The 21,035-nt window shown below is 60.3% G+C and carries 17 protein-coding genes and 5 pseudogenes; 7 read left to right on the top strand and 15 right to left on the bottom strand.

Annotated elements, in window-relative coordinates; translation table 11 throughout:
• The first annotated feature begins 23 nt into the window (after positions 1-23).
• Both tnpC (AB7245_RS07535) and AB7245_RS07530 read left to right on the top strand, forming a co-directional pair.
• Positions 24-1,676, top strand: a complete 1,653-nt coding sequence (gene tnpC / locus AB7245_RS07535; protein WP_439034106.1) for an IS66 family transposase — start codon at positions 24-26, stop codon at positions 1,674-1,676.
• Between the two features lie 51 nt (positions 1,677-1,727).
• Positions 1,728-2,507 (top strand): annotated as a pseudogene (locus AB7245_RS07530) (IS110 family transposase); the annotation flags it as partial.
• A 498-nt stretch (positions 2,508-3,005) separates the two neighbouring features.
• Here AB7245_RS07530 and AB7245_RS07525 read toward each other — a convergent pair.
• The 4 genes and pseudogenes from AB7245_RS07525 to AB7245_RS07510 all read right to left on the bottom strand — a co-directional run.
• Complete coding sequence (locus tag AB7245_RS07525; RefSeq protein ID WP_439034105.1) at positions 3,006-3,764, bottom strand: glucose 1-dehydrogenase; 759 nt, start codon at positions 3,762-3,764, stop codon at positions 3,006-3,008.
• A gap of 26 nt (positions 3,765-3,790) precedes the next feature.
• Positions 3,791-5,404 (bottom strand): oleate hydratase, encoded by a 1,614-nt coding sequence (locus AB7245_RS07520; protein ID WP_439034104.1) that lies wholly within the window; start codon positions 5,402-5,404, stop codon positions 3,791-3,793.
• A 1,010-nt stretch (positions 5,405-6,414) separates the two neighbouring features.
• Positions 6,415-6,702, bottom strand: coding sequence for a hypothetical protein (locus AB7245_RS07515; RefSeq protein WP_439035785.1), 288 nt, complete (start codon positions 6,700-6,702; stop codon positions 6,415-6,417).
• A gap of 145 nt (positions 6,703-6,847) precedes the next feature.
• Positions 6,848-7,168: pseudogene (locus AB7245_RS07510) on the bottom strand (MFS transporter); the annotation flags it as partial.
• 141 nt (positions 7,169-7,309) lie between these two features.
• Between AB7245_RS07510 and AB7245_RS07505 the strand changes: the two are divergent.
• Together AB7245_RS07505 and AB7245_RS07500 are read left to right on the top strand one after the other, a co-directional pair.
• Positions 7,310-8,593, top strand: coding sequence for an IS256 family transposase (locus tag AB7245_RS07505; protein WP_439034083.1), 1,284 nt, complete (start codon positions 7,310-7,312; stop codon positions 8,591-8,593).
• A 49-nt stretch (positions 8,594-8,642) separates the two neighbouring features.
• Positions 8,643-9,042 (top strand): annotated as a pseudogene (locus AB7245_RS07500) (hypothetical protein); the annotation flags it as partial.
• A gap of 12 nt (positions 9,043-9,054) precedes the next feature.
• Here the strand turns inward: AB7245_RS07500 and tnpC (AB7245_RS07495) are convergent.
• The 10 genes and pseudogenes from tnpC (AB7245_RS07495) to AB7245_RS07450 all read right to left on the bottom strand — a co-directional run.
• Positions 9,055-10,140, bottom strand: a pseudogene (tnpC, locus tag AB7245_RS07495) (IS66 family transposase); the annotation flags it as partial.
• 15 nt (positions 10,141-10,155) lie between these two features.
• Positions 10,156-11,112 (bottom strand): annotated as a pseudogene (locus AB7245_RS07490) (IS3 family transposase); the annotation flags it as partial.
• Positions 11,113-11,414: 302 nt separating this feature from the next.
• The gene (locus tag AB7245_RS07485; RefSeq protein ID WP_231145775.1) at positions 11,415-11,618 is read right to left on the bottom strand and encodes a hypothetical protein; all 204 of its coding nucleotides are present in this window, start codon (positions 11,616-11,618) and stop codon (positions 11,415-11,417) included.
• A gap of 70 nt (positions 11,619-11,688) precedes the next feature.
• Positions 11,689-12,246, bottom strand: a complete 558-nt coding sequence (locus tag AB7245_RS07480; protein ID WP_231145776.1) for a cysteine hydrolase family protein — start codon at positions 12,244-12,246, stop codon at positions 11,689-11,691.
• Between the two features lie 289 nt (positions 12,247-12,535).
• A complete protein-coding gene (locus AB7245_RS07475; RefSeq protein ID WP_231145777.1) occupies positions 12,536-13,093 on the bottom strand; it encodes a hypothetical protein in 558 nt (185 codons plus the stop codon).
• 2 nt (positions 13,094-13,095) lie between these two features.
• Entirely contained in the window at positions 13,096-13,530 is a 435-nt protein-coding gene (locus tag AB7245_RS07470) for a hypothetical protein (RefSeq protein WP_439034103.1), read from the bottom strand.
• A complete protein-coding gene (locus tag AB7245_RS07465) occupies positions 13,527-14,333 on the bottom strand; it encodes a hypothetical protein (protein WP_231145779.1) in 807 nt (268 codons plus the stop codon). The genes AB7245_RS07470 and AB7245_RS07465 overlap by 4 nt, the downstream gene beginning before the upstream one ends.
• A gap of 11 nt (positions 14,334-14,344) precedes the next feature.
• Positions 14,345-14,815, bottom strand: a complete 471-nt coding sequence (locus AB7245_RS07460) for a hypothetical protein (protein ID WP_231145780.1) — start codon at positions 14,813-14,815, stop codon at positions 14,345-14,347.
• Positions 14,816-14,852: 37 nt separating this feature from the next.
• Positions 14,853-16,385 (bottom strand): hypothetical protein, encoded by a 1,533-nt coding sequence (locus AB7245_RS07455; protein WP_231145781.1) that lies wholly within the window; start codon positions 16,383-16,385, stop codon positions 14,853-14,855.
• A 2-nt stretch (positions 16,386-16,387) separates the two neighbouring features.
• Positions 16,388-17,950 (bottom strand): pyridoxal phosphate-dependent decarboxylase family protein, encoded by a 1,563-nt coding sequence (locus AB7245_RS07450; RefSeq protein ID WP_231145782.1) that lies wholly within the window; start codon positions 17,948-17,950, stop codon positions 16,388-16,390.
• A 1,030-nt stretch (positions 17,951-18,980) separates the two neighbouring features.
• Here AB7245_RS07450 and AB7245_RS07445 point away from each other — a divergent pair.
• Genes AB7245_RS07445 through tnpB form a run of 3 tightly spaced genes read left to right on the top strand, consistent with a single transcriptional unit; the run spans position 18,981 to position 20,064 of the window.
• The gene (locus tag AB7245_RS07445; RefSeq protein ID WP_439034102.1) at positions 18,981-19,373 is read left to right on the top strand and encodes a hypothetical protein; all 393 of its coding nucleotides are present in this window, start codon (positions 18,981-18,983) and stop codon (positions 19,371-19,373) included.
• Between the two features lie 29 nt (positions 19,374-19,402).
• The gene (gene tnpA / locus AB7245_RS07440; protein WP_439034101.1) at positions 19,403-19,825 is read left to right on the top strand and encodes an IS66-like element accessory protein TnpA; all 423 of its coding nucleotides are present in this window, start codon (positions 19,403-19,405) and stop codon (positions 19,823-19,825) included.
• A complete protein-coding gene (tnpB, locus tag AB7245_RS07435) occupies positions 19,819-20,064 on the top strand; it encodes an IS66 family insertion sequence element accessory protein TnpB (RefSeq protein WP_439034100.1) in 246 nt (81 codons plus the stop codon). The genes tnpA and tnpB overlap by 7 nt, the downstream gene beginning before the upstream one ends.
• Here tnpB and AB7245_RS07430 read toward each other — a convergent pair.
• Positions 20,035-21,006 carry a hypothetical protein gene (locus AB7245_RS07430; RefSeq protein WP_439035784.1) on the bottom strand — a complete coding sequence of 324 codons (972 nt, stop codon included), beginning with the start codon at positions 21,004-21,006 and terminating at the stop codon, positions 20,035-20,037. The two genes, tnpB and AB7245_RS07430, sit on opposite strands and share 30 nt — an antisense overlap.
• Positions 21,007-21,035: the final 29 nt, after the last annotated feature.

The following is a 21,035-nucleotide window of genomic DNA, read 5'->3' as shown; positions in this document are numbered from 1 at the left end:
GCTTGATCTGATTCAATGGCTTCATGATATCGAAGCCGGACGACCTTCCATCGGATCTTGTCAGTGCCCTGGCGGCGCTGCAGGCCGAGCGTGAGGCCCGGCTGCGAGCCGAGGCGATGGCTGCCAGCGCGCAAGCGGAGCTGTCAGATAACGCGGCGCTGATCGCGCATCTCGAACTGCGGATCGAGAAACTCAAACGCGAATTGTACGGGCAGCGCTCCGAGCGCACGGCGCGGCTGATCGAGCAGTTGGAATTGGAGCTCGAAGAACTCGCCACCACGGCGAGCGAGGATGAGCTTGCCGCGCGGGCCGCGGCGGCGAAAGCCCAGAGCGTGCGCGCCTTCACGCGCAAGCGGCCGGTGCGCAAGCCCTGGCCGGACGACATCGAACGCGAGCGAGTCGTCATTGAGGCGCCAACGACCTGCGCCTGTTGCGGTGGGGCGCGCCTTGCGAAGCTGGGCGAGGATGTAACCGAGACGCTGGAGGAGTTCCCGCGCCGGTTCAAGGTCATCGAGACAGTGCGCGAGAAGTTCACCTGCCGCGATTGCGAGAAGATCAGCCAGCCGCCGGCGCCGTTCCACGCGACGCCGCGCGGCTTCATCGGCCCACAATTGCTGGCGACGATTCTGTTCGACAAGTTCGGCATGCACATCCCGCTCAATCGGCAGAGTGCGCGCTTTAAGGCCGAGGGGATCGACCTGCCATTGTCGACGCTGGCCGACCAGGTCGGCCATGGGACCTTCGCCGTGATGCCGCTCTTCCACTTGATCGAACGCCATGTGCTTGCTGCCGAGCGCCTGCATGGCGACGACACCACCATCCGCGTCCTGGCGAAGGGCAAGTGCAAGACCGGTCGGATCTGGACATATGTGCGGGATGACCGGCCCTTCGCCGGGCCAGCGCCCCCGGCTGCGGTCTATTACGCCTCGAGCGACCGTCGAGGCGAGCATCCACAGAAGCATCTGGCCGCCTTCGCCGGTATCCTGCAAGCCGATTGCTACAACGGCTTCGAGCCGTTGTTCGATCCGCAGAAGAAGGTGCTGCCGATTACGCCGGCGTTTTGCTTCGCCCATGCGCGGCGGGGCTTCTTCGAGCTGGCCGACATCGAGAAGAACGCCCGGGAAGGCCACAGGGGCAAACCGGTCTCGCCGATCGCGTTGGAGGCGGTCAGACGCCTCGACGCTTTGTTCGAGATCGAGCGCGCCATCAACGGCCGCGGCGCCGACGAGCGGTGCGCCGTGCGCCAGGAAAAGAGCAAGCCGCTTCTCGAGGACATGCATGCCTGGCTGCTCCTCGAGCGCGAATCCCTCTCGCGCTCCTCCGAGGTCCTGAAGCCCATGAATTACATGCTCAGGCGCTGGGACGACTTCGCCCGCTTCCTCGACGATGGCAGGATCTGCTTGACCAACAATTGTGCTGAGCGCGCATTAAGAGGAATCGCCCTGGGAAGGCGCAATTGGACCTTCGCCGGCAGCCTGCGCGGTGCCGACCGCGCCGCCATCATGCTGACGATGATCACCACCTGCCGTCTTAACGATATCGATCCCAAGGCCTCGCTCGCCGATATCGTCGCCCGTATCGCCGATCTTCCCGTATCGCGTCTGCACGAACTGCTGCCCTGGGAATGGAAGCTCCTCCGCCAAGGCGACACTCCCGCCGATCAGCAGGCTGCCTGATCTTCACGCAACGCCCTTCATAGAGCTCGTCGCGCTCGCGCGCATCCGTCAATCAGGCGGCCTTCGTCGTATGCGTACGATGCTGAAGCCATTTGTGAGGCGGTCACCCGCCCGACAATGCGGTTCGTACCGGTGAAGACCGAACAACAAGCAGCCAGCATGATTTTGCGAACGCGAGAGATGCTAATGAGGCAGCGCAGCCAGACTGCAAATGCTCTGCGGGCTCATATGGCCGAATTGGGCATTATCGCTGGCACAGGCATGGCAAGCATCGCAAAACTCTTGGTGCTTCTCCGGGACGAAAAAGACAATAGGATCCCCGGCGCCGCCCGCTTTGCCCTGATCCTATTCGCTGAACAGATTGAGCTGCTTACAACCCGCATAGAGAAGCTCGACAGAGAGATTTTGGTTGACGTCAGAAAGGACCCCGATGCAAGGCGTCTGATGAGCATTCCGGGTGTCGGTCCTCTCTTCGCCGCTACCGTTCGGACATCGGTTTTGGATGCTCGCAATTTTGCGACTGCACGAGATTTTGCGGCTTGGACGGGGCTCACACCGAGGGCACAGTCGAGCGGCGGAAAAGAAAGGCTCGGCGCGATATCAAAGCGTGGAAATCGGCAACTACGGACGCTCTTGATCGTTGGTGCGACCTCGATCATCAAGCTTGCTAAACGAGGCTTGAAAGTCCCGCTCTGGATTCGGACCATGCTGCAAAGACGGCCGGTCAAGGTCGTATCCGTGGCGCTCGCCAATAAGATGGCGCGCACCATCTGGGCCTTGCTGGTCAGAGGCGGCATCTATCAGGCGCCGGCTGCAATGCTGAAAACCTAATCTTAAGAGCTCTCCGGCGGAAGAAGAAAGCTGCCGAGGAGGCAAGGTGCAAATCTGGATGAATCCCGAATGACGACATTCCCGGTAGCGATCAGACCGCCTGACTCACTGCGCTTCGAGCGCGAGAAATTGATTGGGCGATTGCTTCCGCGGATATCATCGTGGCCAGCGGCCAGGCGCCGCGTTTTACAGGCCGAACATATGACCGCACCGTCATCCCTTGTTCAACCAGAGAAAGATCTTGCGGCCCGGGCCGTTCCACATATGAGTCAGAGCCCTTATTCCATGCCGAAACACATATCGGCCGATCGAGCTGCGCGCTTGTTGATCTTGTCATAGGCCCTCACGTATAATTCCGCGCATTTGCCGCTGCGCCACAAGCCTGTGCCGGGCGCTCCTGCCGTCCATGCTTATCGGGATGTCGTAGTCGGCGAGCAAGGAGGGATCGGTCGAGAGTTTGAAGCTGCTTTGACGGATGACACAAGCAGTCGATGTTTCTCAAAAGATGCTTTCCGGTGGAAGACATTTGTGCGGGAGACCTATCGTCAGACCACCATCAACCACGATTTCCGAGCCGGTTAGATAGGAGGACTGGTCGCTGAGCAGGAACAACACTGCTTCCGACACTTCTTGCGGCTGGGCGGCCCGCCCGAGTGGAATAGGAAAACAGTAGCCATCACAGTTCCTGGTGGTCGGGGTGGCGACCAAGCCGGGATGAACAGAGTTCACTCGGACACCAGACGCCGCTGCCTCCAGGGCGGCGGACTTCGTCAGACCCCGAACCCCGAACTTCGAGGCGACATAGGCATTGAGCCCTGCACTACCACGCAGCCCCTCGACTGATGAGATGTTCACGATCGAACCGCCGCCAGCGCGGCGCATCGCGGGTAGAGCCGCCTGCATGCCGAGGAACACACCAGTAAGATTGACTGCGAGGGTTTTGTTCCACTGATCGAGCGAGAGCTGCTCGATCGGGGCAAAGCTGCAGATACCCGCGTTGTTGACCAGGCCGTTCAGCGCGCCGAAGCTATTTTCCGCGCTCGCGATCGCGTTGCACCACTCCTCCGGCTGTGTGACGTCCTGACGCACATATAGAGCCGACGTACCAAGTTGAGCCGCGAGGATCTCTCCTTCTTCCTGAAGAAGATCAGTGATCACCACTCTTGCCCCCTCGTCTACCAGCAGGCGGGCATGAGCGGCACCCATCCCTCGAGCTCCGCCCGTGACCAGAATGACTTTCTCATTCATACGCCTCACGACAGGGGCCACGCTTCGTTTGTTGGCTAACGGCGGTGCAGCGTTTTCCAAGCACTAAAAAGAATGCCGGGATCACGCTGGCCCTTGTAGAGGGGCGAGACCCCGCGTTTAACGTCGAGCAAGGTGAACACGGCGGTTTGCGCCGCGCGAACGGAATATTCCACCGTAAACACGACGTCGTCAGGCATTTCGCAGAATTGGCCGGTGAAGGCGAGATTGCGCGATCCCTTGGGAATGACCTTCGGTCGGTCCGTCCCAGTCCGTGGCATGAACTGGGCCGTGATGTAGGGCATCATCGCGGTCACGACGCGTGAGCTGCCGAGAATGTGCGGAATACTATCCGTAAAGCGCAAGTGCGAAAGCAACTCGATAAGGACCTCACGCCCCGTGCACTCTGACATGGGCCTATGGACGAAGTTACCGGGTTGGTCTGGGAACAGCCCGTAACCCCACCAGACCCAAACATTCTTCGGCTGTTCGAAATAGTGTGGCTGTGCGTTAAGGACAATGGTCAGAAGCCAATTGGAATCCTTGATCGTGATTAGTCCGCCGTGCCCGGCACTGCTTCCGGTGAAGGCTTCAAGCCGATCGAAGAAGGTCGAATCATCGCCCGTGACCGTGAAGGACTCCCATTTGGATTTGGCAAGACTAGAGACAAAGGCCGCGGGCTGACCGAAGTCCGGGCTTATGCTGGCCAAACGTTCCCATAGCTTCCAAGAGCTGCCGTTTCGCTCTCTGTTCAGAACCGGAACCGTGTCCATTGAGCCGTAGCTGGTGTCGGATGTCATCGACCCGTTCGTGATGAAAACCAGATCTCGCTCCGTCAGATCTATAGCGCGATGCTCCCCGCCCTGCTTGTAGCGTAGGCACGTGGCAGTCTTCTGCCCGTGTTGGATCAAGACATCAATATCGGTGACCTCCGCCCCCTTCTCCAGCCGCACGCCTCGCATCGTCAACCACGCGACGATCGGGCGAACTATGGCATCGAACTGGTTGAACCGGGTCCGGTAGATCCCCCTCATGCTGTCGATGGTCGGAAACAGGTGCAGGAACCTGAGGCAGTAGCGCTTGAACTCGACCGCACTATGCCAGGGCGCAAAAGCGAAGGTGGTGCACCAGATGAACCAAAAGTTACTGTTGAAGAACTCGGACTCGAAGCAGTCCTGAATCGTCCTAATGCCAAGCACAGATTCCGGGGTTGCGCATAAGGCCACGAGATCGAGTCGGTCTTTCTCCGTAAAACCAAGGTCAGACACGTCGACGATCTCACCGCCCGAGATCAGGCGTGCTTTGTCGTCCCAGGAGAACTCCTGATGAAACTCCATCAGTTCGTCCTTCACCGACTTGGCCGGATCGCCGATCGAGGGAATGAAGGAGAGTAAATCGAAGGTGCAGTTAAAGTTCTCCTCGAACATGCGCCCGCCGCGCATCAAATAGCCATCTTTCGGATTGCCCGTTGCATCGAGGCTACCGCCAAAGTGCTCCGTCTCCTCGAACAGCACCACATTAGGGCCCATAAGCCCGCCCTCCTTGATGAGATAGGCCGCAGCCGCCAACGCGGCGATGCCCGTTCCGACCAAATAGGCTCTACGTGGAGTCGCCTGCGGATGGGGGCGCGATAACTGGGGCGCAGGGCACATGAGGTCCTCCGAGAAACAGGTTGTACCAGGGCGTGTCGATCCGGTGATCGTCAGTTGGGGGCTCAACGGACCTATGTGACCAACCACAACATAGCTCTCCGTTGCGGGAGCTGGGCCTACCCCTTTAGGTAGCTGTCGCCGGGCCGAAGTGAGCTGCTGCCGGTTTGATGGACACCGAGATTGGGTGTTTCATGAAGCCGGAGGGGCCCGAACACTTCGATCCCAACGTCATCGTCAGCAAGGCGCTCGAGGCCGCCGTCAACGCTTCGTCTGAAATTTGGAAGCCGCGGCGCCGCGTCACGCGCTCAAAATAGGCGTCAAGCACCAATCAAAAAGGGCCGCAGAGCTACGCTTACGCTTGTGCAGCGTCGCCGCATGAAAGACCGTCCGCACCCCTTCATCGCCTGCTCGATGAACACTGGATCGCCGATTGACCCGCGTGATCGGTGAACACCGACCGCTTGATCTCTACGCCGCGCGCCGGCAACGCCGCAGAAGGACGGCTAGCATCAGCGCCGCCCAATGCCCGGCGCCACCCGTCACAAGTATTGTCATTACTTCCACATCTGTGTTGGCACTAAAAGCGTAAGAAGGCAGCTACAACTGAAGATGTGGGCGCATAAAATATGCGCAAATACTCCTCCAGTACGCCCTTCACATCTCCGGCTTTGGTATTGTCGCATTCGTTAGCGAATCTTGGGAACGGGCAGCACATACTCACGTGTGAGTTGCGCCAGCGCCAGCTTACGTCTTTCTACTTCGATTGGATTGGCCCAAGAAAGTGCTCGATCGACACCGACCGAGATGTTCGGGTACATCGGCGGACACTTCGATTCCGAGTTCCTCAATCAGTTCTTGGGACAGGGCCTCGCGTGGTGTTTTACCCCGTTCGATCTTTCGGTCTGTGCTGCATGAAACTTTCGGTCCCACGCTTGCGTACCAGCAGAATGTTACCTACGACATCCGTCATGGGGGCAGTAGCGATCTGCGTTGTGCGCCTGGCTGCGGCGTCATCCATCAAGCAACGACCCTTTTTTCAAAACAGTCTGTGGGACCGCTTGCGGTAGCACTATCAGCAGCGGGACAATGACGACCATACCGGCGGCCAGCATCACTCCCGATACGCCGGCTACAGTCAATATCTGGGCGCCAAGGACAGCTCCGAAGCCGATGGCTGAATTGATGACCGCCGAGTGTATCGCGGCAGCAGTCATGATTGTCGAACCGGCGGCGCGCAGGATCCAGGTCTGCAGTCCCGCGAACAGCGCCGCGGCGGCGGCGCCCCAGATGACCAGCAAGACAAGGACCCGATCTGTCCCAGTTGGGGACCGAACCATCCAAGGCCAACGAGCGCCAGACACAGGGCCCAGCAGTGATGATGGACTTGGTGAATCGGTGGATGAGAACGCCGGCCAGGATGTTCCCAAGAAATCCTGCTCCACCAAAGCTGAACAATAACGCGCCAATCATGACATGGGCAAGATTTGGAATCTCTCTGAGGAATGGTTCTATAAATGTGTACGCCGCGAAGTGCGCCGCCGCCATGAATGCCGTTACGGCATAGATCCCCAGCAGGTCATGTCTGCGGCAGACCGATCCAAGCTCTCTCCATCCCGCTGGCGTCCCGGCCTCCATTTTCGGAAGAACTGCCACCATCAGGGCTGAGGTGATCAGTCCGATGGCTCCAATTAATCCGAACGCTGCACGCCATCCGCTCACCTGACCGACGAGGTTCGCGAGCGGCACGCCAACAACGGTCGCCATCGAGATCCCGCCGAATACGATTGCGGTCGCAACACCCATACGGGAGCTATCGCCGAAAGTTGGTGACGGCGGGAATCGGGAAGGCGGCATATCGTGGGGGTGCTTGACGCCTCCACTTCTCCACCAAAGGAGCGATATGCCGTGCCCAACGATAACGTCACCAGACTGATTCAGCCAGGATTCTTCGACGATCAACTCACCGAAATCTTACGCAATGGAGCCCGTGCGCTGCTTGCCAAGGCGGTCGAGGCCGAGGTCGCGGACTTCCTCGACAAGCATGCCGATTTAAAGACCCAGGACGGTCAGCAGCGCGTCGTCCGCCACGGTCACCTGCCGGAACGCGAGGTGATGACCGGTATCGGTCCGGTCACCGTCCGCCAGCCGCGTGCGCGCGACCGCACGGCCGCCGCCGGCGATCCCGGCCGCATCCGGTTCTCACCGTCGATCCTGCCGCCCTACATGCGCCGGTCGAAGTCGATCGAGACGCTGCTGCCGATCCTTTATCTGAAGGGTATCTCGACCGGCGATTTCTCCGAGGCGCTGGCGGCGCTGATCGGCAAGGATGCTGCCGGGTTGTCGGCATCCGCCATCGGCCGCCTGAAGGACGGCTGGTTCGACGAGCACGCCGCGTGGCAGAAGCGCGATCTGTCGGCGAAACGCTACGTCTACATCTGGGCCGACGGCATCCATCTCGAAGCCCGCCTCGAGGACGAAAAGCAGTGCATCCTGGTGCTGATCGGCGCGACGCCGGAAGGCCGCAAGGAACTGGTCGGCTTCACCGATGGCGCCCGCGAGAGCGCGCACGACTGGCGTGATCTGCTGCTCGACCTGAAGCGGCGCGGGCTCGACGTGCCCCCGCGGCTCGTCATCGCCGATGGCGCACTCGGGTTCTGGAAGGCGGCCGGCGAGGTCTGGCCGAAAACGCGCGAGCAGCGCTGCTGGGTGCACAAGACCGCCAACGTGCTCGCCAAGTTACCGAAGAGCCAGCAGCCGAAAGCCAAACGCGCGTTGCAGGAGATCTGGATGGCCGAAACCAAGGCCGCCGCCGAACTGGCGTTCGAGGCATTCATCGAGAGCTACGCGTTGAAATACGACAAGGCGGCCGACTGCCTGGCCAAGGATCGGGATACGCTGCTGGCATTCTACGACTTCCCGGCCGAGCATTGGAAACACTTACGGACCACCAACCCCATTGAAAGCACCTTCGCCACCGTGCGCCATCGCACGATCCGATCGAAGGGCTGTCTGTCCAACAGGACTGCGCTCGCGATGGTCTTCAAACTGATCGAGGGCGCCCAAAAAGGCTGGCGCCGTCTCGACGGTCATAACCAGTTGCCAAAACTCGTTCTCGGTGTGACATTCAACAACGGGATCGAGGTCATCGCAAAGCCGACCGACCGTCAGCCCACAACCGCCGCCGCCTGACCGGCCCCGGCCGTCACCAAAATTTGGCGATAGCTCGAACGCTGTTAACCCCCCAACGCTCCTTGCGAGCTGCGATGTCGAGCGCCGTCCAGTGGCGCTCCGCAACACCGCCTACGCGGGGCAATTCGCCGACTCACTCGGACTGTTCGTCCCCTGCGTCAGAGATCGAAGACGCGACCGATGCCGGTATTGAGGCGACGCGTCGCTGGCGCGTATCTAGGCCAGCACGCGCGCGCCGAATTTAACGTTCCCGGCGTCACCTTCGGCGGGCGCTACGATGGTTCGCCCATCATCATATCCACGGCAGCGCCGCTCCGCCGGATGCAGCAAATGTCTATGTGCCGAGCGCATGTCCCGGCGGTCGGGCACCCCATGCGTGGCTCGACAACGGCATTTCCCTCTACGACTTATTCGGCTTCGAATGGACGTTGCTGCAATTCGGTGAAATGTAAGCGTCGTTATCAGGCCACGGCTTTGAGGAACTGAGTGCGGTAGGCCCAAGGCAATAGCTGGTCGATGTCGCGGTTCGGATGACCACTGACGATCCTGGTCAGGACGTCGGTGAGATAGGCAAGCGGATCGACGTCGTTGAGCTTGCAGGTCTCGACCAGGGACGCGACGACCGCCCAGTGTTCGGCACCACCGTCGGATCCGGCAAACAGCGCGTTCTTGCGACTGAGCTTGATGCCGCGGATCGATCGTTCGACCGTATTGTTGTCGAGCTCGATGCGACCGTCATCGATGAAGCGCGTCAGCCCCTGCCAGCGCGAGAGAGCGTAGCGGATGGCGGCGGCGAGCTTGATCTTCTGGCTGATGAGAGCCAGCTTGGCGCGTAACCAAGCCTCGAAGGCATCGGCCAGCGGTCGGCTTTTCTGCTGACGCACGAGACGGCGCTCCTCCGGGCTGCGGCCGCGGATCTCCTTCTCGATCGCGTAGAATGCGGCAATGTGCTTCAGCGCCTCGCTTGCGATCGGCGCGGGGCCCGCCGTCGCGAGTTCGTAGAAGTTGCGCCGCATGTGCACCCAGCAGAAGGCGAGCTCGACCTCGCCGCGCTCGGCAAGCTTTGGATAGGCGGTGTAGCCATCGACCTGCAGGACGCCCTTGTAGCCGGCAAGATGGCTGAACAACCGCTCGGCCTTGCGGTCGGGTGCATAGACATAGGCGATGCCGGGCGGATCGAGGCCGCCCCAGGGCCTGTCGTCGGCGGCATAGGCCCAGAGCTGGCCGGTCTTGGTGCGCCCTCGACCGGGATCGAGCACCGGCACCGTCGTCTCGTCGGCGAACAGCTTGGACCTCGCTCGAAGCATCGTGAGAAGGCGCTCATGCAGCGAGCGCAGGTGGAAGGCGGCATGCCCAACCCAGTCCGCCAGCGTCGATCGATCGAGAGCGATGCCCTGGCGGGCATAGATCTGGGCCTGCCGGTAGAGCGGCAGATGATCGGCATATTTGGACACCAGAACCTGGGCGACCGTGGCGTCGGTCGGCAGGCCGCCCTCGATCAGCCGGGCCGGAGCCTCGGCCTGCACGACACCATCCTCGCAGGCACGCTGGACTACGCGGCCCGTGCGCCAGAGCCGCTCGACAAACACGTTGTCGCGCCAAGCGCCCTTGCCGTCAATGATGATGGCGATCTTCGCGTTCAGCAGCACATCGGTGAACTCGAGGCTGGTGAACTGGCTGCCCTGGTCCGTGTTGAAAATCTCGCCTGCCGTGCTTCGCCAACGCCTCCTGGACCGCTTCGACGCAGAAGGCCGCCTCCATTGTGATCGAGACGCGATGGGCCAGGACCCGTCGGCTGAACACATCGACGACCGCCGCGCGATAGACGAAACCACGCCGCATCGGAATGTAGGTGATGTCCATTGCCCACGCATGGTCGCGCCGCTCGATCTTCAATCCGCGCAACAGGTACGGGTAGATCTTGTGACCCGGTGCCGGCTTGCTCGTGTTCGGGCGACGATAGACCGCCTCGATCCCCATGCGCTTCATCAGCGTCGCGATGTGGCGGCGACCAGCGTATACGCCCTCCCGCCGCAGCAACGATCGCAGCATACGCGCTCCCGCGAAGGGATAATCGAGATGCAGCTCATCGAGCCGACGCATCAAGGCAAGGTCCTCGGTCGAAACTGGCCGAGGTTCATAGTAGACCGTGCTGCGAGCCAGCTTCAGGACCTTCGCCTGGCGCACGATAGAAAGATCATGACCGCGGTCGATCATCGCTTTGCGGTCAGCAGGCCCGCCTTGGTGAGCGCGCCGGACAAAAAATCGTTTTCCAACGCCAGCTCGCCGATCTTGGCATGTAACGCCTTCAAATCGACCGGCGTCTCGGCCGATGTCTTGTCATGCCCAAACACGCCGGCGGCGCCCTCCAGGAGCTGGTTTTTCCAGATCGTGATCTGGTTCGGATGAACATCAAAAAGTTGCGCCAGCTCCGCCAGCGTCTTGTCGCCTTTGACCGCAGCCAAAGCAACCTTCGCCTTGAATGCCGGAGAATGCGTCCGGCGGCTCTTCTTCGTCATCTTCGCTCCTGATTCGCGGCAAGAATCCTCGCCGCTGTCAGGCAGAAAATCCACTCAAGCTACTGTCCGAATTTGCGGGGCCAGCTCTCTGGCAGATGCCATTGAGGTGCGCGGCGAAGCGGGGGATCGCCCCTCGTAAAAAGCTATCCGAGAATGCTTCACAGTAACGACGTCACGGGCGCACCTTCATTGCAGCATGTGAATCCCGAATGCGAACGCGAGTAGTCCCGGATTCCGGACCCGGCCGTAGCCACGGCCGTTAGACGGAGGTGGACAGGGCCGTGCGTCCCTCAGGGGAGCGCTCAATGTGCTCCGCTTGCGGTACCGTTCGAGATCGCGCGCGTTACACTTTCCAGGCGGGCTGCGATGCCGCTCATCCGGCGCGCCGCGTGTTGAAGCGCTGCTATGTCGGTCGGCCCGGCGCCAGTCGCGAGATTGAGTTCGTTTTGCAGGTGCTGGAATTCTGTCCTGCACCGGTTGGCGAGAAGCATCGCGAATTCGTCCATTGGCGAAAGGCCCTAAAGGCATGACGGCCACGATGCGTTCGTGGTAATCGCTGCCGGCGGGCCGCGGTCGTCAAACGGCAAAGCTTGTAAGATAGTCATTGGTCGTCGTGACGGTGCCATATGCAAAGCCAAGCGCGGCCATGAACGCCGCATGTACTTGCAAGGCGGGCACTGTCATGCCGCCGAAAGTCAGATCGCACGTGGCGCAGGCATCGTGCACAATCGTGATCTTGTAGCCGTGATCGGCGGCGGCCCGGCTGGTGGCGTCGATGCACATATGGCTCATCGCCCCGACGATCACGACCTCCTTAACGCCCCCGGCCTCCAGCCGCTGGTTCAGGTCGGTGCCGCGAAAGGCATTGGGATGGTGCTTGACGAGCAGAGCCTCGCGCTGCAGTGGCTGGACAACGGGATTGATCTCCACGCCCCAGGTGTTCGGAGTGAAGATAACGGCGTCCGGTGCCTGCATTTCGTGCTGAACGTAAATGACCGTATCGCCACTCGCGCGGCCGGCCTGAATGACCCTGGCCGCATTGGCAGCGGCCTGCTCGATACCAGCAAGGGGCAGCTTGCCGCATGGGAAGTATTCGTTTTGGATGTCGACAACGATGACAGCGCGCTGAGTCATGCGTACATTTCCCTTCAACTTTAGACGAGCAGTCGATCGGCATTAACCTGCGCAGCCTCGGGAGCTGATCGGCGATGTGTATTCCATGAGCTATCGCGTTCGATCGTTTCGCTCTTTGTAGCCAGACCTACTCGCTGTCGAGCTGAGCGTTCGCTGATGTAAGCCCCCTTCCACCCTAGTCTGGTTGGGATTCTCAGAAGCGCGACAGAGAGGCACGCGAGTGAAGCGACCCTCACCTTGATTTTAGTAGATCTATTAAGTGGACGGTGCCGACCGCTTGTTATCCATCCTAGGTGTCTGGATGGGTTGCGCCTAAGGCCTTCAGAGGAACCACCTGCAGCGCCGGTCCATCCAGATTGAAATAGGTTTTGCGATTGCGATCGAATGTGTCGAGTTCGAGCACGAGGCGATAGGGATAGAGCCCGGGCTCCAGTTCCAGATCGACTGAGCCCGCCCAATAATAGTAGCAGGGCGTCGACGGACTACGAATCTTGTCCGGGCCACCATAAATCTTAAGATCATTACATAATTTGCGGAGCTGCGGCGTGCCGTCGGGCAGCACGAAAACGATGTTCACGATACGCGCGAATAGAGGCCAGCTCCCGTCCGAACGCTTTTCCATGTCAGTACAATAAATCAGCCAGTTCAGGACTTGGCCCTGGCGGCATACCGTGCGCAAGGTGTTCGTACCTTTGCCGGTACTGTCGCCGCCATTGTCCATCAGCCCAGTTTTCCCGCTGAGGCCGCCGTCCCGGAGGGTGCCGGCAACGTCTATGAGCGTGACGATATTTAACTGGGTAGAGGGCAGAGTGGGGCCGTCAGGCTTCTGGGATGCCGAAGTAACCATCATCAACTCCTGGCTCGCGTGGAAAGGGCGGAATCTTCAAGAGCGGGATCGATGAGGCGGGGGTCAGCACCCTTGTCGAGCGTCCGCGTCCGGCTGCCCAGTTCTAAGGTCAGGCGATATGGTAGGTCGCCGACCGGCTGCTTCACGGAACCAACCCAGTAGGTGACATCTGATTCACGATAGGTTTCGCGCCGAACTTCGCAGATTTCCGCCGGCAGTTCGAGAGCTCGTACCGCGGCATGCGTTTCGCATTCGATCGGCAATATCGTCCAGATGATCCGGTCTCCTGGTGCCACCGCCGTAGCCAGCTCGGCGGTCGCCTGATTACGCGAGCCGCCGAGACGGTTGTCATCGATCATGTAGAGAAGGCCAGCGAGCGTATCGGCCTCCAACGCGGCCGCGACATTCACGACCATTCGAACGTTGATCGTTTTCATATTGCGTCTCCTGCACTGCACGAGGGTCCGGAGGTCAGGATCGGCAGCAGGCCTGGTACGAAGCCGCGAGTGAAGCCGTTGACGCTCGGAGCGGTGCCAACCTGAATACCGCACGACATGGTGAAGATCTGCGGCTCCCAGAGCATCTCTCCGTTCTCCTGAACGGAGCGGTAGAGTGCCACCTCCATTGTATAGTCGTGGCGACCGACCTTGGCGGTATCAACAGTGGCACTCCAGTACCAGCCCTCCGTCGACGCATCGGGCGAACCGTAGAGGGCTGGATAAAGAACACCGTGTTCTACCGCCGCGCCGCGAATGCGGATGACAACTGGAGGCACGCTGGCCGCCGCAGTGGAATCGCTCGGTTCCAGGACCTCACCGGCCGCGTTCAGCAGGGGGGTGTCATAGGTGCGAACCGCACCGCGGTCGCGAACTTGCAGGAGCTTCGGGACGCGAATGCCGCCTTTCTGGTCGGCCAGCGCGTTGGCGACATCCTCCGGAGTGCGAGCGGAGAGGCGGCTCAGCAGCCGTCGTGCGGTGGTCGCGGTGTTGAAGCGGTGGGGATAGCTGCGGGGCAGCGTCGTTGGCAACTCGGCGACGCCCAGGGTGATCCAGTTCAGAACAGCCTCCATCGCCTGCGAACCGTCGGCATTATAAACGCCGGGAACATTCGTGACGCGGACGCCGGCGCCGGTCATGGGGGCGAACGGCCCCGTATTATCGATGAGATAGGCATTTCCATCGAGAGTGCCCTCCCTCAGGGCCGTCTCGATATCGATGATCGTGATAATCGAGATCTGCATTTCGTCATCCTCTATTGGAGCGGATTCTGCGGTCGCTCGACAGGAGTCGGCGAGGGTTGAGCCAGAAAGGCCCCTTCTTGCGGTGGAGGCACGAAGAAAAGAGACGGTCCCTCGATGCTGACCGTGCGCCCACTCAGGGCGCCCATAACGAGCGTCAGCCGGTAGGCATGATGCGAGCCCGGAGGGATCCAAGTGGGGGCGTATCCCTGCCAGTGGAGCGTCCAGGGGAGCGCGCCGCCCGTTACCGCTGGAGCGTTGCCATCAAACGACACGCCGGTCAGCCAAGCCATGGTCTGGACGTCTAGCGGTGTTAAACTCCAGCGGACCAGTTGTCCTGGCCAGACCGAGCTGACCAGCTTGGAGGTGCCAAGGCCCTCTCTGCGACAGGAGCCATCGTCAAACATGAAGACGTTGCTGTCCACTGTGTTGCGAAGCAACAGATCGACAACATCGACAAAAACTCGGATGTTGAGTGGTGTCATTGTTTCTCTCCCGCCGGGTGCGGTCCTGGTTCCCGTTTCAAATGCGGTCTACGACGAGGGGCACCTTGCCGAACGCGGTGCGGACCAAATCCGCATTCCGTGGATCTACAAGCCGAATGGCAAAGCTGTAGCGGGAGCTACGCAGACTTGCCTCGTTCGCCTCCAGCGCGTTGAAGACTGACAGGGATCGGACCAAACCCGCAATGATCAAGGGCGAGGAGCCTTCGGGGCCCAGCCGCGTGGCCACCTGTGTCGAAAGGGATGCGGCTTCCGGCGTGCCGATCACTAAGTGCAACCGCCCCTTCGCGCGGTCGACCTGGAACTGCATGTCGGTAGCGACGCTATCGATGTCCAGGACTTGCCGCTGCCGGAATTCGGCAGTGATAGCTGCTAAGGCCTGCGGTGCCGAATACTGCGTGTCGCCGATATGCATGAAGTCGCCACTGCGGCCGACATATTCAAATTGCATGGCATTCAGGCCGGCCGACCGCAAGTCCGGGCGACGGACGACTCGATCGCCTACTTTGTAGCGCAGCACGGGGGCAGCATTACCAAACAGGCGCGTCACCACCAGTTCGCCTTCTTCCCCTATTGCGGCCCATTGCCCGTCCGGCTTGACCACCTCCACCAGGTGTAAGCCGGGTACCGCAGTCAGGACGGGGCTTTCCGGATCGAGCTGCAGGCCGATGGTTTCCGCCTGGGTCGCCGCGAAGTAACTGAGTACGATCAGGTTTGGATAGGCTTTTCTGAGATCCGCCCGCACCCTGGGAGTGAGCACGCCACTTCCATACAGGGCGACCCGGAAGCTGTCACGCACCTCGCGAGCTAGACCGTCGGCGAAATTGGCCATTAGCGCAATGCTTTGCGTAATGCCCATCATCGCCTTCGGCCCCGGATAGGACATCATGAGCTGGAAGACTTCTCTGCTCATCGGGCCCGCGCCGATATAGTTCACGCCAGGGATCTTCTGGAGCACGCCACCCACCATGGTGCCGCTGCTCCACATCTGATAGTCGGCTAGCGTAGTGGCTACCCATTTGGCGCCGACGCCGATAAGGTGACGTGCCATAATGTGTCTGCCTATGAAATCCCCCGCCCAGCCGTAGGTGTCCTGCAGCTCGGCGAGCGAATAGACGGTTTCCGAGGGATTGCCGCAGCTGGTACCGCCGCTGGCCACAATTTCAAAGCCGCAGCGCTCGATCGGCACGACCATACCAGGCCGCGTTTCCGTGAACATTTGCCGGAAAACTTCCTTGTCAGTAAGCGGCAGCGCCTTGAACTGCTCGTAATTTTCCACCGGACCGGTCCCGACAGCACTATCGATGCGCTCGCGCCACAACGGATTGATGCGCGAGATGGAGACAAGTTGCGAGAGCCTGCGCTCAACGATGGCGGCCTGGCTTTCTTGAGACAATTCGTCAATCCTGCAGCGGGCATCGGTCTGCGCACGCAGAAGCGAGGTTAGAAAAGAAGGTAGAGCCAGCACGTCATCCACGGTGGACGGATGCAGCGTCGTGCCCGGCAGTACCCGGCCAGCGTAGTCGCGGGAAGAAGAGGGGAACTGGCGCATGTTCATTCCTGAGGCTGCAGTCGGATGGGCCGGTTCTGCTCGCGCTGTGTGGCGTTGTTTTCGAGGATCTCGCGGGCATGGCGTCGGATCTCCGCCACGATCCCCTCGATGTCAATCTGGCCGATCCGATGATTCATGAGGACGATGCGGAGCATTGTCTGTCCATCGAGATCAACCTTGGACAAGAGGTAACGCCCGCCCGCCCGTACGCGGTTGCGCAACTCTAGTTGCAGGCCCGACAGCCGATTGCCGTACACTCCAAGCGGCCGATGGACGAAGCAGAGGATATTGGATTCTGGTCGATACGGGACGATGAAGTCAGGCTGGTCGGCCAAATAATCGTGAGCCGCTTCCGTCATCATCACCAGGTGCTCCAACTTATCCGCGAAGGCGCGGCGACCATACAGTGACCAAGCCAGCCACAGGTTCAGGATCGCCGGCCGCTTTGTGCATTCAAAGTTCTTCACGCCGCTCTGCACTGCTGTCATCTCATCTTCAAAGGGGTCAAATACGTAACTGTCCTTCTGAGGAAACGCGGTCTCCGCCAAACCCTTCTCGCGGTAGAACAGCAAGGTGCAAAGGGCCGGGAGGAACAGGGCCTTGTGGGCGTCAAGGCAAAACGAATCCGCGAGCTCCAGTCCAGCAAGCCTTGGCCGCAGCCGGTCCGAAACCAGAAAAGCGCCATTGTGGGCCGCGTCGACATGTAGCCATGCGCCGCACCGCTTCGCCAGGGCTGCAAGTTCGGGCAACGGATCATTTGCCCCAGTCGCGGTCGTTCCAGCCGAAGCGATCAGGCAAAAGATATCCAGCCCCTGCGCCGCCGCTGCGTCGAGGGTCACTGCGGCGCGCTCCAGGCAGATCTGCCGACGACCGTTGAGCGGCAGCCGTATCACCTGATCCTGGCCAATGCCAATGATGCCGGCTATGCGGGAGACGGAGAAGTGGGCGTCCTGGCCAATGGCAATGGCAGGCCGGGTTGAGCGGCCGGCCGCGAGTCCGCCGTTCCAGCTTCCGGAAACGTAGCGGTTGCGGGCTACTAGTGCCGCGGTCATGTTAGCAAGCGAGGCCCCAGACGTCGTCACCATTTCGAAGCTAGCCGGTGGCCATCCGATGAAACGGCCAAACACCTCTTCGATGAGCCGGTCGGCAATGTTGGCGAGCTGTCCCGCCTCGTAGTAGGAGGCTGGCTGCGGAGCCATTGCGGCAACCATTTCGAAGACAGCAGTGACCGGTATCACCGAACTGAACTGCCGACCCATATATCCGCGTGAGTTCACTTTGATGCAGGTTTCAAGATAAAGTTCAAGAATGTCGGCGAAGCGGGCTGCATCAAAGCCGTCCAAATCAGCCGGAGTCATGAGACTCCGGGCGCTCGCCATCAGATCGGCTGGTCTTTGGAGGTGCACACCTTCAACGTCGTCGCGCGACAGCATACCAGCGAGCCGTTCGACGGCATAATGAGCGGCTGCGGCGAAATTCCGGACGTTAAAAAGCGATTCTGTTTCGGGGGCCACCGTCTGGCGCCGCTGCGACGAACCTTCATCGAGTATATTCGGCCTATCCATACTACGCCTCAAGATTTCTGATCATTGCCGACGCACCCATGCCGCGCAGGTATTCTCGAACGCCCGAAATTGTGCTGTTGGAGCAACCAAACATTCGGACTTGTTCGCCATTCGGAAAGATCTGTCATGGAGAGGCCCTTATGTTGTCGGCGCCGCGTCCTTTGCATATCTTGGGAGCAAACGCCGTCCCAGAGCGCAGCATGCGCCGTCCCAGAGCGCAGCATGTCTTATTGGACAATGCGATCGTTTCCTCCTCTCCCGACACCCGCCCTCAAGGTGGAGGGCATCGAGCAGCAAGATGATCGGTCCCTAGAACTTGGCGTCGACAGTCTGGTACTGTGGTGGTCGTGTACTGTGGTGTGCTGTGGTGGTCGTGCTGCAGTACCCCAAGGCTACTCAACCCGTACTCTCGTCGCCACTACCAGCTCCCGTAGGTCTGGCCTTGCCCCAATATGTGGAACGGCCGGCGCACCAAAAGCGTTTTCGGTCGACTTCCACATCGGAGCGATGCGGTCATATGTCCGGCCGTTGCGGGGGGCACACGGCCGCGGGCGTCAGAGATCCGCGGAACGATCATAATGGCTTCCATCAATCCTCGCCAAAGTCGTAGGATGGAGTTTTAGGAATCGGTGACATCCCCTGGCTATGTTCGCGTGAACGGTCGCCTTATTCGCATGATAACTCGCATATTGTTCAGTTCGATCGTCCTGCTCCTGGGGATGACAGTTGCGGCGTCCTCCCAGCCGAAGCGCGTGTTGATTGTTCATTCCGTTGGTCGGGACTTTTCACCTTGGGATGACTACGCGAGGAAGGTCCGGGAGGAGTTGAGGCAGCAATCAGCCGACCCCATCGATATCTTCGAGGCCTCCCTCTCGACTGCGCGCTTCCCCGACGGGAACGAGGACGCCTTTGTCTCTTATTTGAATGCAGTGTTTTCCGAGCGGAAACTCGACCTCATCATGACGATCGGCGGTCCCGCGGCGCGATTCTTTCAGCAGAACCGTCAAAGGATTTTTCCTGCGATCCCAACTTGTACGCCGCCCTCGCGCAGCAGATGTCTTCGAACGCAGCGGCGACCGATGCAATGGTTTCGGTATCTGTCGATGCATTAAGCTCTATCGAGCAGATCATAAAGTTGGTTCCGGAGACAACCAAAGTTTTCATCGTGATCGGGAATTCTCCGATCGAGAAGCTATGGCTGGAGGAGATGCGCAAGCTGTTCCAGCCGCTGACCGGCCAGCTCGAAATTACTTATTCCAATGAACTGTCTCTGGAAGAGATTCTCAAGCAGGTGGCTAACCTGCCTCCCCGGACTTTCATCGTCTATGGGCAGATGTTAGTGGACGCCGCGGGTGTGGTGCACGGTAAGCGTAGCGCCGCGGCCCTTCAGAATGTCTGTGCGCGCTTTTGGGAGCACCGCTAGAAGAGTCATCTTCTGCAAGGGTGCTCACAATGGACGACCATTCGGACGACATAAGACGACCGTTGTCACCGCGTATCGAAGTGTACGCAGGCGCAGGTCGAAAGCGCTGGCCGGACGATTTGAAGGCACAGATTGCCGCGGACAGTCTCGAGCCGGGGGCGATTGTCACAGATGTCGCACGTCGCCATGGGTGCCGGCCCCAGCAGGTGCACGACTGGAGGCGCCGGGCGCGTTTGGGCCAGTTGGTACTGCCGGCTTCGGCGGACACGCTGTCGTTCGTGCCGGTGGTATCGGAATCGGCGTTACCGGCGGCCGCAGAGCCCACCGGGTCGCCGGAAGCAGCCGTTGTGACGGTTGAGCTCCAGGGGGCACGAGTTGAGGTGCGAGGGGCGCCTGGCCTTGCTGTGTTGAGTGATGTGTTCTTGGCGCTTCGACGGACAGGTTCATGCTGATGCCGCCCGCGAGCCTCATGATTTACGTGGCGACGCAACCTGTGGACTTCAGAAAAGGTGCGGAGGGTTTGGCGCTGTTGGCGAAGGAGACGCTGGGCCACGATCCGATGAAGGGCGTGGCGGTGGTCTTCCGTGCGAAGCGCGCTGATCGGGTGAAGATCGTTGTCTGGGATGGTAGTGGCCTCGTGCTGTATTGGAACTACGTGCATTCATACTACAGCTCCTTCAGCTTCAGTTGAGGGTTTTGGCACCGTTGCCGTCTTGAAGGGGGCGGCTCGATCGACAAGACGATTCCATCGACTGCATTGCTTGCGCGGCGGGTTCGATGCGGGAATCTCGTACAGGCAATAGTGCGCATTGTAGGCATGCCGGGCGACGAGTCCATTTTCAGCCCACCTGGCGAGCGTCGTTTCGTGGATGTTTAGGCGCGCAGCCGCTTCTCGTTTTGTCAGCATTCCGCGATCTCGCAGTCGGTCATAGCGCGAGCGCAGGCCGTCCCGATGGACGAGATAGGCGACTAGCGAGGCTGTGAAGCGGGCGCCGTGGCGGCCGCGCCGCGCTGATCCTCCCGGGCGATATCCTTGCTCGTTGAGGAGTTCGGCGATCTCCGAATAGATGTGTTTGTCGAGGAGCTTATCGACCAATTCGACGATACCGGGCGGCGTCTTCACCTGCTGCGCCGATGATTTTGGGCTCATAGTGGAAAGCGTTTGGATTTTGCCGCCCTTGAAGCGGACGTGAATCTTGGTGGTGCCCTCCGCCGGCATCTTGATGAGGGTGGCATCCTCGATGATGTGGGCGAGCAGCCGTTTGCGCTCGCGGTCCGGCGTATCCGGATCTGCCCAAAGCTTGTTGAAGTCGACTGTCATTGCGATCAGCCGCTTGCGAACAGCTTCATCGAGAATGAGCTGATCTTGCACTCGTGCGCGCTCTCGATCTTCGCGGGCTTTGGCCAACACGCGGAGCTTCTCGTTCCATTCACCTTCGAGCGTGTCGGCGACGAGACGATTGTTTGGGTCGACCAACATGAAGCGGCGCTGGGCGAGATCGGCTTCGATTTGGGCCCGTTCGATCGCGCGACAGCGCAACCGGTCTGCTTCCTCATACCGGACTTCGATCTCCCTGCGGATCTCGAGCGTCAACTCGACGGCGGCCGGCGTCATCTGTTCGGCAATCAGCATGCCGATGGCGTTGTCGATCGGAGGCCCGG

The sequence above is a fragment of the Bradyrhizobium sp. 604_D8_N2_3 genome, assembly GCF_051810765.1.
Taxonomy (GTDB): domain Bacteria; phylum Pseudomonadota; class Alphaproteobacteria; order Rhizobiales; family Xanthobacteraceae; genus Bradyrhizobium; species Bradyrhizobium barranii.
This window is presented reverse-complemented; position numbering and strand designations above follow the sequence as displayed.